This window comes from Clostridium bornimense (assembly GCF_018917145.1).
GTDB classification, from domain to species: domain Bacteria; phylum Bacillota; class Clostridia; order Clostridiales; family Clostridiaceae; genus Clostridium_AN; species Clostridium_AN bornimense_A.
In genome coordinates this window covers 1-13,561 of record NZ_JAHLOD010000008.1, presented here as the reverse complement: position 1 = coordinate 13,561, position 13,561 = coordinate 1, and the positions used below count along the sequence as shown (strand labels likewise).

General features: G+C 29.4%; 10 protein-coding genes. 9 read left to right on the top strand and 1 reads right to left on the bottom strand.

Annotated elements, in window-relative coordinates:
- Window positions 1-56 precede the first annotated feature (56 nt).
- Window positions 57-938, bottom strand: coding sequence for a LysR family transcriptional regulator (locus tag KQI30_RS04200; protein ID WP_216461978.1), 882 nt, complete (start codon window positions 936-938; stop codon window positions 57-59).
- A 144-nt stretch (window positions 939-1,082) separates the two neighbouring features.
- On the opposite strand from KQI30_RS04200, the gene KQI30_RS04195 reads away from it, so the two are divergent.
- From KQI30_RS04195 to KQI30_RS04155, 9 genes are all read left to right on the top strand, one after another.
- Window positions 1,083-2,945, top strand: coding sequence for a beta-glucoside-specific PTS transporter subunit IIABC (locus tag KQI30_RS04195; RefSeq protein WP_216461977.1), 1,863 nt, complete (start codon window positions 1,083-1,085; stop codon window positions 2,943-2,945).
- Window positions 2,946-2,966: 21 nt separating this feature from the next.
- Window positions 2,967-4,397, top strand: a complete 1,431-nt coding sequence (locus tag KQI30_RS04190; protein WP_216461975.1) for a 6-phospho-beta-glucosidase — start codon at window positions 2,967-2,969, stop codon at window positions 4,395-4,397.
- A gap of 415 nt (window positions 4,398-4,812) precedes the next feature.
- Entirely contained in the window at window positions 4,813-6,357 is a 1,545-nt protein-coding gene (locus KQI30_RS04185) for an L-lactate permease (RefSeq protein WP_216461974.1), read from the top strand.
- A gap of 126 nt (window positions 6,358-6,483) precedes the next feature.
- Entirely contained in the window at window positions 6,484-7,395 is a 912-nt protein-coding gene (locus KQI30_RS04180) for a magnesium transporter CorA family protein (protein WP_216461972.1), read from the top strand.
- A gap of 108 nt (window positions 7,396-7,503) precedes the next feature.
- A complete protein-coding gene (locus KQI30_RS04175) occupies window positions 7,504-8,688 on the top strand; it encodes a M20 metallopeptidase family protein (protein ID WP_216461971.1) in 1,185 nt (394 codons plus the stop codon).
- A 130-nt stretch (window positions 8,689-8,818) separates the two neighbouring features.
- Window positions 8,819-10,225 carry a DHA2 family efflux MFS transporter permease subunit gene (locus KQI30_RS04170; RefSeq protein ID WP_216461969.1) on the top strand — a complete coding sequence of 469 codons (1,407 nt, stop codon included), beginning with the start codon at window positions 8,819-8,821 and terminating at the stop codon, window positions 10,223-10,225.
- 177 nt (window positions 10,226-10,402) lie between these two features.
- A complete protein-coding gene (locus KQI30_RS04165) occupies window positions 10,403-11,272 on the top strand; it encodes a radical SAM/SPASM domain-containing protein (protein WP_216461967.1) in 870 nt (289 codons plus the stop codon).
- Window positions 11,273-11,322: 50 nt separating this feature from the next.
- Window positions 11,323-12,045, top strand: coding sequence for a glycerophosphodiester phosphodiesterase (locus tag KQI30_RS04160; protein ID WP_216461965.1), 723 nt, complete (start codon window positions 11,323-11,325; stop codon window positions 12,043-12,045).
- A 212-nt stretch (window positions 12,046-12,257) separates the two neighbouring features.
- A complete protein-coding gene (locus KQI30_RS04155; RefSeq protein ID WP_216461964.1) occupies window positions 12,258-13,421 on the top strand; it encodes a class I SAM-dependent methyltransferase in 1,164 nt (387 codons plus the stop codon).
- The last annotated feature ends 140 nt before the right edge of the window (window positions 13,422-13,561 follow it).

The following is a 13,561-nucleotide window of genomic DNA, read 5'->3' as shown; positions in this document are numbered from 1 at the left end:
ATAAATATAATAATTTTATTAAAATATTAAAAAGGATTGATACATTTAAATGTTTATTAGTTAGTTTTATAAAAATCTCTAATAATTTTCAATAAGTCCATTAAAACAGAATCTAAAAATAAATCTTTTCTATAAATTAGATTAATAGTTTGTATAGGTGCATAATCTTCAATGGATATTGATTTAAAATTAATATTGTCTATAGAGTTTAAAAATGATTTTGGCAATATACTGACATTATCTGATTTTTCAACTAATGCAATACAGGAAGTTAAATTTGCTACTTGAATAATTGGTGTACATGTATGATTTATCACACTAAAAGCTTTATCAATATTTTTTCTTGATGCAGAAAATTTAGGTAACAAAACTAGAGGTTCAGAGGTTAAATCTTTTAGCTTTATGGAGTCATAATTTGAAAGTTTTGACTCTAGTGGTACAGTAGCTAAATATGGGTCTATGCTCAGAACTTCTGAATGAATTGAAGAATCTTCAATAGAAGAATAGATAATACCTATATCTAACTTTCCATTTCTAACATCATCTACAATAGTTTGGCTACTATGTTCTTCCATAGTTAATAATATATTTTTATGTAGTTTATTAAAATTTGAGCATGGAACTAATATTAAATGGCATCCTGAAGCGCCAATTTTTATTTGTGTTCTTGATTTACCAGCATAATTTTTTATATCTGATTTTGTTTGCTCAATATCAAATAATATCTTATAGGCATGGTCTTGTAGAATTTTCCCTTCTTCTGTTAAAACAGTTTTTTTAGAAACATATTTAAAAAGTTTAGCTCCCATGATATTTTCTAATATTTTTATTTGATTGCTTAGTGTTGGTTGAGATATATGTAGACGTTCTGCTGCCTTTGTATAATGAAGCTCTTCAGAAAGTACAAGGAAATAGTTTAATAATCTAAGTTCTAACAAAATAATACCCCCTAATTTAATCATAGATAGAAACTATAATTATCATATTAAATATAGTATTGATGAATATATGATAAACGATTACAATAAAAATGTAAACAATATCATTAGCAAAAGATAAAAGTTTTAAGGAGGATGGGTAAAATGAATTACAGGAACTTGGCAGTAGAAATTATAAAAAATGTTGGCGGAAAAGAAAATATTTTATCATTAACTAATTGTGCTACAAGATTAAGATTTAATCTTAAAGATGATAGTAAAGCCAATAGTGATATATTGAAAAAGACAAAAGGTGTTATGGGAGTTGTTAATAAAGGTGGGCAATATCAAGTTATTATAGGTAGTGATGTTGCTAACGTATGCAAGGAAATAAATGATTTAGCTAATCTACAGGATAATACAGCAGCTGTAGAGGAAGATAATAAAAATGCAGTAGTAAAAGTATTAGATACAATAGCAGGTATATTTACACCGATTATACCAGCAATAACTGGTGCAGGAATGTTAAAAGCTGTTATGGCTTTACTAGTAAGTTTTAAAGTGATTAGTACAAGCAGTCAGACTTATTCAATTTTAAATTTCATGGCAGATGCAGCATTTTATTTCTTACCATTCTTGCTTGCAAACTCTGCAGCAAAGAAGTTTAAATGTAACACTTATATGGCAATGACACTAGCAGCAGTATTACTTCATCCTAATTTTTCAGCTATGGTGGATGTAGCAAAAACAACAGGAGAAGGAATTAAATTTTTAGGAATTCCTGTGACAATAGCAACATATTCTTCATCTGTTATTCCAATAATTTTAGGTGTATGGTTAATGTCTTTTGTTGAACCAATAGCAGATAAAGTTTCACCAAAGGCAATAAAGTTTTTTACAAAACCATTAATTACATTAGTAGTTGCTGGACTTGGAACATTAATAGTACTAGGACCTATTGGTAATGTTTGTGGTAATGGAATCTCAGCTGGAATAGAATTTTTAAATAAGTATGCAAATTGGTTAGTTCCATTTATCGTAGGTACATTTTCACCATTATTAGTAATGACAGGTATGCATTATGGATTAATTCCTATTGGTATAAATAATTTAGCTACAGCTGGATTTGATACAGTAGTAGGACCTGGTATGCTTGGGTCTAATATCGCACAAGGAGCAGCATCTCTTGCAGTAGCTTGTAAAACAAAGAATTCAGAACTTAAACAATTAGCAACATCAGCAGGTATTACAGGTGTTTGCGGTATTACAGAACCAGCTATGTATGGTGTTACACTTAAGTTAAAGAGACCATTAATTGGTGTTATGATTGGTGGGGGAGTATCAGGATTATTCTTAGGAATCTTTGGTGTAGGTAGATATACATCAGGTTCACCAGGACTTTTAGCTCTTCCAGGATATATTGGTACTGACGGATTTAGAAATATAATATTTGCATGTATCGGAGCAGCTATAGCATTTGTAGTTTCATTTGTAGTTACATATTTTGTTGGATTTGAAGATGTAGTGGAGGAAAATAGTGAAGAAAAAGTAGTAGAATCTACTACTAAAGATACAGCAGTACATTCTCCACTAAGTGGAAGATGTGTGCAATTAAGTGAAGTTAGTGATCCAATGTTTGCAGAAGGCATGATGGGAAACGGCATTGCTATAATACCACAAGAAGGAAGAGTTGTTTCACCAGTAGATGGAGTGATTTCAGCTATCTTTGATACAAAACATGCTATCGGAATTAAGTCAAATGATGGAGCAGAAATTTTAATTCATGTGGGAATAGATACTGTAAATTTAAAAGGAAAACATTTTAATGCAAAAGTTAAAGCTGGAGATTCTATTAAAAAAGGAGATTTGCTATTAGAATTTGATATTAATGCAATAAAGAAAGCAGGATATGATGTTATTACACCAGTTATAATAACTAATACCGGAGATTATTCTGATATAATAGGCTCAGAAAAAGTTGGATTAGAAGTAAAAGAAAGAGAACAATTAATAACACTTGTTAAGTAATAGATTTTGGAGGTATATATTATGAATTTAGGTTTTCCAGAAGGATTTTTATGGGGTGGAGCATTAGCAGCCAATCAATGTGAAGGTGGATACAGAGAAGGAGGTAAAGGGTTAACAACAGTTGACCTTTGCCCCGCTGGTAAAAATAGATTAGATGTTATGAAAGGAAATATTGGTGAATTAAAAATCAGGGAAGATGAGTTTTATCCTTCACATGAAGCAATAGATTTTTATCACAAATATAAGGAGGACATTGCATTATTTTCAGAAATGGGCTTTAAATGTCTTAGAATATCTATAGCATGGTCAAGAATTTTCCCAAATGGAGATGAAGAAATACCAAATGAAGAGGGGTTAAAATTTTATGATTCAATGTTTGATGAAATGATTAAATATGGTATTGAACCTATAGTAACGATATGTCATTTTGATACTCCTATTGGGATAATAGAAAAATTCGGAGGATGGAAAAATAGAAAATTTGTAGATTTCTATTTAAATTATTGCAAAGTAATATTTGAAAGATATAAGGATAAAGTTAAGTACTGGATGACTTTTAATGAAATAAATATGATATTACATTTACCATTCTTAGGCGCTGGTGTTAGATTTGAAGAGGGAGATAATAGACTTCAAGTTATGTATCAATCAGCACATCATGAATTAATAGCAAGTGCACTAGCTACAAAACTTGCTCATGAGATGATGCCGAATTCTATGGTAGGATGTATGCTTGCAGCAGGAGAGTTTTATCCATATTCATGTAATCCAAAAGATGTAATGGAAGCAAAGAGACAAGATAGAAAAAATCTTTTATTTATAGATGTTCAGTCAAGGGGAGAATATCCAGGATATGCAAAGAGATTTTTTAGAGAAAACAATATTGAAATAGTAATGGAACCAGAAGATGAAAAGATTCTAAAAGAGAATACTGTTGATTTTATTGGATTTAGTTATTATTCAAGTAGATGTGCTTCTGTTGATCCAGAAATATTAAATGGTAAGACATCAGGAAATGCATTTAAATCTGTAAGAAATCCATATCTAAATGTTTCAGAATGGGGTTGGCAAATAGATCCAGAAGGACTAAGAATAACTTGCAATAGTCTTCATGATAGATATCAAAAACCGTTATTTATTGTTGAAAATGGATTAGGTGCTAATGATATAGTAAAAGAAGATGGTTCAATAGATGATGATTATAGAATTCAATACTTAAAAGAACATGTATTAGCTATGAAAGAGTCTATTTTAGATGGTGTAAATATAATAGGGTATACACCATGGGGATGTATAGATATTGTTTCAGCATCTACAGGTGAAATGAAAAAGCGTTATGGATTTATATATGTTGATAAAGATAATGAAGGTAATGGAACTTTAGAAAGAAGAAAGAAGAAAAGTTTTAATTGGTATAAAGAAGTTATAAAATCTAACGGTGAAAATTTATAAAAGCATAAGTGAATTAATTCCGTAATAAGTATTAATTAAAATCTCTCTTGTTATAATAATAAAAGAAAGAACTGCTACAAGAAAAATGATTGTGGTAGTTCTTTTTTTGTAAGAAGGTGCTATAAATTAGAATATAATTTTAAGTTTTAGATATAGAATAAGTTGTTTTAGTAATCTTAAATCAACACTTAAGTATAATAGTTTTATATAGGTAATAAAGATATTTTACCTATTCAAAAATATTGATAAAAAATGTAATTAATTTCAAAAATAATAAAAGTATTGTCACAATATGACTACTTTGGTAAATGGACTTCATAGCAGAAAAAAATGGTGGTATAATAAAAAAATGTATGAGGAAAATCGACACTCCTGCCGGTTTTAAATATTTTGAAAAACAAAGGAGAATTATATCATGAATGAAGTAATTATGTTCTTTCTTGCTATTTTACCAATTATATGGCTTATAATAGCACTTACTGGTTTAAAAATGCCAGGTCACATTGCATGTCCTATTACTCTTGTTATTTCTGCAATTCTTGCAGCAATAGTATGGCACATGGATTCTGTTAATATGCTTACTGCAGGATTGGAAGGTATCGTAATGGCATTATGGCCGATTTCCCTAGTTATCATCGCAGCCATTTTCACTTACAACTTATGCCTTCATACAGGAGCTATGGAAGTAATTAAGCGTATGCTTACTACTGTATCTTGCGATAAGCGTATTTTAGTATTAATTATTGCTTGGGGATTCGGTGGTTTCATGGAAGGTATGGCAGGTTTCGGAACTGCAGTTGCAATCCCAGCAGGTATTCTTTGTGGATTAGGATTTGAACCAATATTTGCTGCAGTTGTTTGCTTAGTTGCTAATGCTACTCCAACTGCTTTTGGGTCAATAGGTATTCCAACTATTACTTTAGCTAATATTACTGAACTTGATGTAATGAAAGTTGCATTTGCTACTACTGTACAAATAGCACCATTAGTTATATTAACACCATTCCTTATGGTTATTCTAACAGGTAAATCTGTAAAAGCATTAAAGGGAGTGTTACCTGCTACCCTTGCAAGTGGACTTGCTTTTTCAATTCCACAAATGTTAGCAGCTAAATTTATGGGAGCTGAACTTGCTAATATTTTAGGTTCTATTTGTGCTATGGCAGTTATAATCTTAATTAGTAAATTAAGCAAGAAGGAAGTTCCAGCTGAATATAAGATGGATCTTCCAGAAGAGATGACTAATACAAAGACTACACTTAAGGAAGCTCTTTGTGCATGGAGTCCATTTATTTTAATATTTGTATTATTAGTTATTACATCTAAGGCTGTTCCAATTGTTCATAATACTTTAGGAGCTGTTAAGACTTCTGTACGTATCTATCAAGGTAAAGGTGGTTCAGATACAGTATTTAGTTGGATTGTAACACCAGGTATTCTAATTTTCTTAGCAGCTATTATTGGTGGTAAGATCCAAAAGGCTTCTTTTAAAGAAATTGGTGGTGTATTTGTAGCTAGTGTTAAACAAATGTCTAAAACAGTTCTTACTATAGCATCTATTATGGCTGCTGCTAAGATTATGGGTTATAGTGGAATGATTGATAGTATAGCTAGTATAATTGTTTCTATTACAGGAGGACTTTATCCATTAGTAGCACCATTAATTGGTTCTGTGGGAAGTTTTGTTACTGGAAGTGGTACTTCATCAAGTGTACTTTTCGGTGGTTTACAATTACACACTGCTCAAACATTAAATATGGATCCAACATGGCTTTGTGCTGCTAACTCTGCAGGTGCTGATGCTGGTAAGATGATTTCACCACAAAGTATAGCCATTGCTATTGCTGCAATTAATAAACCAGGTTTAGAAAGCAAAATTATGTCTAAAGCTATTCGTTTCTATTTATTATTTGTTGTGTTAATGGGTATTATTTGTTATGCAGGCTTAATGTTATTCTAATAGAAAAATTATAATAGTATTTTATATAAGTATAGCGGTAGCATTCTTGAAAAGAAGTATAGTTTCGTTTTGAGGATATTACCGCTTTCCTTTTATTTATTAATTTATAGAGAGGTTATGGTAGTAATGTTTTATTTTATAGATAGAGATTTAGAAAAGATGGCGTCTGACATTTCAACAAGCTGGGAAAACACAGTGGCAGTATTTACTGAAAAAGAGATTTGTAAATATACTTTTCCAGATGAAATAAAGTCAGCAAAGATTTTTCCAAGCAATAATAATAGGTTTTGTAAAGTTGAGGTTTATGAAAAGTATATAAGTGGAACATTTTCTATACCAAATAAAAAAAAGAAAAAACAAAAGCATAGTTTTTCTTTTTTGATTTGGAATAAAGGTATTGTATTTATAGATGATAATAATTTTATTAATAGGTGTATTGGAAAGATGCAAGGAAAGAAAACTTATAATTCTAACAAAATAGGAAGAGTATTTGTATCTTTCCTAGAACATTTTATATACAATGACTTGTTATATATAGATAAGTTGGAAGATTATATTTCAAATTTAGAGGCGTTAGTGCTAGATGGAAAAATAGAAGATTTCAATAAAAAGATAATTGATTTCAGAAATAAGACAACGCCTTTTACATATTATTATAGTCAGCTAGAAGATGTAGTTACTACATTACAAACAAATGAGTATAAGTTATTTGATGAAGAAGAAGAAAGACTGTTTGATCTTTTTGGTGCTAGAGTAGGAAGATTAAAAAACGAAGTGCATATTTTAAGAGAATATTCTGTTCAAGTAAGAGAAATATATCAATCACAGCTAAGTGCTAAGCAAAATGAAACTATGATGATCATAACAATTATAACAGCGATATTTTTCCCGTTGTCACTTATTACAGGATGGTATGGTATGAATTTTGTAAATATGCCGGAGTTACACTGGAAATATGGGTATCCTGTTATAATAATTATCAGTTCAATTATAGTAATATTTTGTATATGGATTTTTAAAAGAAAAAAATATTTATAATTTGTTAAATAAAAGTTATTAATGGATATATAGAAACATTTTTAAAACATATATATAATTAAATATGTAAATAATAGATTTAAATCTAAAGATAAATGAGGTGAAATTATGAATAAGTTTATGGAACAAGCTACATCAATAAAGGATGATATAATTAATTATAGAAGAACTCTTCATAGTAATCCTGAAGTAGGAGATACTCTTCCTAAAACAAAAGCTTATGTTATGGAAGAGTTAAGAAAATTAGGATATGATCCTAAGGAAATATGTGAAAGTGGAATAGTAGCTACAATAGAAGGAAAAAAGCCTGGTAAGACATTTTTATTAAGAGCAGATATGGATGCATTACCAGTAAAGGAAGCTACTGAATGTGAATTCAAGTCAAATAATGGATGTATGCATGCTTGTGGTCATGATATGCATACAGCTATGCTTTTAGGCGCAGCTAAGCTATTAAGAGAAAATCAAGATGATATAGAAGGTACTGTTAAGTTAGTATTTCAACCGGATGAGGAAGGATTTACTGGAGCTAAAAAGATGCTGAAAGCAGGAGTGCTTGAAAATCCTAAGGTTGATGCAGCAATGGCAATGCATGTACATTCAGGAACACCTTCCAATGTAGTATTATGTGGATTAGGAACTAGTATTGCAGGATGTAACAAGTTTAGAATAGTTGTAAAGGGAGCTGGTTGTCATGGTGCTATGCCAGAAACTGGTGTAGATCCGATAAATATAGCAGCACATATATACATAGCGCTTCAAGAAATAACAAGTAGAGAAATATCTGCAACTAATTCTGCAGTGGTAACAATAGGTAAGTTCTCTGGAGGAGATGCAGCAAACATAATACCAGGTGAAGTTATTATGGAAGGTACTATTAGAAGTTTAAACAAAGAAGTGGGAGAGTTTATATTTAACAGAATTAATGATATAGTTACTGCTACTGCTAAGATGTTTAGAGGCGAGGCAGAACTAATTGAATTAGCTTCAGTGCCACCACTAGCTAATGATAATAAGTTAGCTCATGAAGTTACTAATTATATGAAAGATCTAGTGGGAGAAAGAGCAGTTGTTTTATTTGAAGCTGGGGGAATGGGTTCAGAAGATTTTGCTTCTTATTCATATGAAGTACCAAGCTTATATGTTATGTTAGGTGCAGGGACAAAACAGGAAAATACTTTGTATGGAGAACCAATGCATAGCAAACAAGTTGTTTTTAATGAAGATATATTACCAACAGGAGCAGCTATCCATGCATATAGTGCTATTATGTGGTTGAAAAATAATAAGTAACTATTAAAAAAGTGTTTGAAAAATATTGAAAAATTAATATATAATATAAATGTAACGAGTAGTTATAATAACGTAAATCCAGTTATTATAACTGCTCGTTTTTTTATTAACATAAAGAGGAGGATTTTTTGTGGAAAGTATTAAAAAACCAATAGTGAAAGATAATACGAAAATAATTTTATCAGTATTAGTATTTAGTGCTTTTATAGGAGTATTTAATGAAACTATATTAAACGTTGCATTAAATACTCTTATGGATGAAATGAAAGTAACAGCAGCGACAATACAATGGATTGTTACTGGTTATATGATAGTAGTTTCAGTAATGGTTCCAGTTACAGCATTTCTAATACAATCTTTTGAAACTAAAAAATTATATCTTGGAGCTATGGCATTTCTTTTAATTGGGACTATATCGGCGGCTTGTTCAAAGGTATTTTTTATGTTGCTTATATCAAGAATGGTACAAGCAATAGGGACAGGAATGATGATTCCTATTATGATGAATTCAATTTTAATGGTAACACCACCAGAAAAACATGGTTCAGTGATGGGGGTAGGTGTTTGTGCAGTGCAACTTGGACCAGCCCTTGGACCAACAATATCAGGATATTTATTGCAATATTTTAGTTGGCATGTACTATTTATAATATTAATTCCAATTATAGTGATTTGCATGATATTGGGATATGTATATCTTGTAAACTTATCAGAACTTACAAAACCTAAACTGGATATTTTATCAATTATATTATCAACATTAGGTGTTGGGGGAATTATATATGGACTAAGCACTTTTAGTGGAGGTGAAAATATAATTTCTACTGTTTTAATATTTGCTGTTGGCATTATTGCATTTACAGTATTTTGTTTCCGTCAATTATCATTGAAAGAACCTATGCTTGAAATACGCACGTTTAAATTTCCGTTATTCTCTATTGGGGTTATTCTTGTAATGATTTCTATGATGACTGTATTTACTATGAATGTTATGCTTCCGATATTTCTTCAAGGTGCCTTAAAAACTACTACTTTTTTAGCTGCTTTAGTGTTACTTCCAGCAACATTATGTAATGGATGTGTATCACTTATTGGAGGAAGGTTATATGATAAAATTGGTTCACGAATTCTTATACCTACAGGTTTTGCTATAATCACAGTTGCTTTATTTATTTTATCAACAGTAGGGACTGAAACAGGATTATTAAAGATTGTGATTACATACGCTATAGTTTGTATTGGAATTGGATGCACTTTATCTATTTCTCAAACAAGTGCTTTAAATATATTACCAAAACAGTATTATCCACATGGAGTAGCAATTCTAAATACACTTCAACAAGTAGCAGCAGCGATAGGTTCTGCAGTATTTATTGGGATAATGTCATCATCTCAGAGCAAAGTATTAGCAACATTAGGATCTGTAGAAGGTTCAGTAGCTTATGGATTTAGAACTGCAGTTTTAGCTTTAAATCTGTTTGCTTTTATTGGATTGTGCCTATCAATTATTATGTCTATAAAAAATAAAAAGAAATAATATTGTTTATGAAACATGAATTAGAAGCTATTGCCAATAAATAAAATTTGTTAGCAATAGTTTCTTTTTATTATAGTATAATGTGGAATATGAGCTCTTTTGTTGTTATTGACAGAAACTATTCAATTACGTATGATATAAGATATTTAAAGACAGCATTAATGATAGGAGATATCTATGAAAAGATTCAAAAGAATTTATATAGAAATAACAAATGTATGTAATTTAAGTTGTAACTTTTGTCCGAAGACTAAAAGACAGTTAAAATTTATGGATGAAGAAACTTTTTCACATATTTTAAAGGAAATAAAACCTTATACAGATTATATATATTTTCATCTTATGGGAGAACCACTTTTAAATCCTAATATAGAAAAATTTTTAGAACTTAGTAGAGAAGCAGGATTTAAGGTGAATATAACAACAAATGGGACACTACTTAATAAAGTAAAAACGATATTATACAAAGCAAAGGCTTTAAGACAAGTTAATATATCATTGCACAGTTTTGAAGCTAATGATGTAGCAGTAAATTTTAATGAATATGTGGAAGAGGTACTTAATTTTGCTGAGTATTGTAGTGACAATACTAATATAATTTCAGCATTAAGACTATGGAATTTAGATAGTGTTGATTTGAAAGGAGAAAACGATAGAAATATCGAGATTTTTAGAATAATAGAAGAAAAGTTTAATCTTAATTATGACTTAAAAGAAAAAATAGATAAAGATAAAAAAGCCAAAATTGGAGATCGAATATATTTACATGCAGCAGAAAAGTTTAGCTGGCCAAGTACTGATGCAAATATTATAGGAGATAAAGGTTTTTGTTATGGATTAAGGGATCAACTAGGAGTATTGGTAGATGGTACTGTTGTACCTTGTTGTTTAGATAGTGAAGGAAATATAAAATTAGGAAATATATTAGAAGATACTTTAGATGAAATACTAGAAGGTGAAAGAGCTGTAAAGTTGTATGATGGATTTTCAAATAGAACAGCCGTTGAAGATTTATGCAAAAGATGTGGCTATAGAAGAAGATTTTAGAATTCACTTTTATAGAAATAGTATTATAATGGATTTAAAGAGGTGATGTTATGATTAATTTTGCTCATAGAGGAGCTAGCAATGATTACCCAGAAAATACATTATTAGCTTTTGAAAATGCTATTAAGATAGGGGCTACAGGAATAGAACTAGATGTTCATAAGACAAAAGACAATATTCTTGTTGTTATACATGATGAGGATGTGGAACGAACTTTTTTAGGAAAAGGACTAATAAAGGACTTTAATTTTAATGATCTTTTGAAGTTGAGAAATAGAAGAAAGCTTTTTGAAGATAATGAGAAATGTAGGATACCAACATTAGAAGAAGTATTAAAGTTAGTTAAAGAAAGTGATGTATTATTAAATATAGAGATAAAAAATGATGAAGTAGACTATCTTAATATAGAAGAAGATACTATTAAATTAGTAAAAAAGTATAATTTGCAAGAGAGAGTTATTTTATCTAGTTTTAATCATAAAGCTGTAAAGAGATGCAAGGAAATTGATGAAACTATAAAGACTGGAATTTTGTATGATGAAGATATCGAAAATGTTATTGAATATGCAAAGTGCCTTAAAGCTGATGCAATTCATCCTAGCATAAGACTGGTTACAGAAGATTTAATAAAAGAAGCAAAAGAAAATCATATTGCTGTTAATATATATACAGTAAATAATCCTGTCCATATGAGAAAGTTAATATCCTTAAAAGTAGATGGCTTATTTACTGATTATCCAGAGTTATTAAGAGATATAATGCAGAATAAATAATGGATATTTTCGATTAAGATGGAGACTGCCGCGGAAAAGACTGTGGCAGTTTTTTTATGAAGAAGATACGATAATGCACAGATATAAAAGTATTGATAGTTATGAATTATTAGTTACTAATACAACATTGTGAAATGAATAATTGTAAATTGTAATTTTAAGATGTAGTATATATAATAGTGTTACGTAAAAAAATAATAAGGTGTGGTAAAATGTCAGTTTTAGCAGAGGCAATTAAAGAAATATTAGAAGAAAATATTATTAAGGTCGTTATAAGCAATAAGGCAAATAAAGATGTTAAATATAATAAAATAAACATTGCTCTTAAAGAAAAAAATAATAAACAATATTATCAAATAGAGAAGTTTACAGATAAACAAGTGTTTCATGAAAATATAGATAAATCACAATTAGAAGAGAAATTAATAGAAAAAATAGAAAATAACTATAAACAAGTTTCAGCATGGTCAGAAACTACTACTTTTGATTTGAAAATATCTAAAAAAGGAAAGGTTCATCTAAGCAAAAGAAAAAGTGACAATGCAAAGATGGTAAATAAAAGTCATAATAAAGAAAAAAATTATATCCTTAAAGAAGGAATGATAATAGAACCATTAATAGACTTAGGAGTATTTACAAAGGAAGGAAAAGTAGTAAAATCTAAATACGATAAATATAAGCAAATAAACAGATTCGTTGAGATAATAGATGATGAAATAAAGAAAAATGATTATAAAGAACTTACTATTTTAGACTTTGGATGTGGTAAATCATATTTAACTTTTGTACTATATTATTATTTTGTGAAAATTAAAAATATAAAAGTAAAGATGATAGGGTTAGATCTTAAAAAAGATGTTATTAAGAAATGCAATGATATAGCAAAATCATATAATTATGAAAATCTGCATTTTGAACTTGGAGATATAAATGGTTTCAAATATAATAACAAAGTTGATATGGTAATAACTCTTCATGCCTGTGATACAGCTACAGATTATGCATTATATAATGCTATAAAGTGGAATAGTAAAATGATTTTCTCAGTGCCTTGCTGTCAACATGAATTTAACAGAGACATGAAATCTGATAATTTTTCTATATTAACTAAATACGGAATAATACAAGAAAGAATAGCAGCATTGATGACTGATTCTGTAAGAGGAAACTTATTAGAAGCAGTAGGGTATAAAACGCAATTATTAGAATTTATTGATATAGCACATTCACCAAAAAATATTTTAATAAGAGCATCAAAGGGAAATGTATCTAAAGAAAAAAGAGAAAAAGCAATAGAAGAAGTTAATAGATTGATAAAAGAGTTTAATTTTAATCCTACATTATATAAGTTACTTAAAGAAGACTCTTTAATATAATTTCAGTTTGGCAGTGCACAGTCAATGTCGTCAACTTTAGAAAAAACAAGAGCTAGGAAATATATTCCGGTATATAATAGGATGATCCTTATGATAAAATATCTTTTTATCATAAGGAGATTTTTATATGAACAAAACGA

Bases quoted from the DNA above. Each gene is read 5' to 3' on its own strand.
- KQI30_RS04165 (WP_216461967.1), top strand. From the start codon at position 10,403: ATGAAAAGATTCAAAAGAATTTATATAGAAATAACAAATGTATGTAAT.
- KQI30_RS04160 (WP_216461965.1), top strand. From the start codon at position 11,323: ATGATTAATTTTGCTCATAGAGGAGCTAGCAATGATTACCCAGAAAAT.
- KQI30_RS04180 (WP_216461972.1), top strand. From the start codon at position 6,484: ATGTTTTATTTTATAGATAGAGATTTAGAAAAGATGGCGTCTGACATT.
- KQI30_RS04195 (WP_216461977.1), top strand. From the start codon at position 1,083: ATGAATTACAGGAACTTGGCAGTAGAAATTATAAAAAATGTTGGCGGA.
- KQI30_RS04155 (WP_216461964.1), top strand. From the start codon at position 12,258: ATGTCAGTTTTAGCAGAGGCAATTAAAGAAATATTAGAAGAAAATATT.
- KQI30_RS04175 (WP_216461971.1), top strand. From the start codon at position 7,504: ATGAATAAGTTTATGGAACAAGCTACATCAATAAAGGATGATATAATT.
- KQI30_RS04190 (WP_216461975.1), top strand. From the start codon at position 2,967: ATGAATTTAGGTTTTCCAGAAGGATTTTTATGGGGTGGAGCATTAGCA.
- KQI30_RS04185 (WP_216461974.1), top strand. From the start codon at position 4,813: ATGAATGAAGTAATTATGTTCTTTCTTGCTATTTTACCAATTATATGG.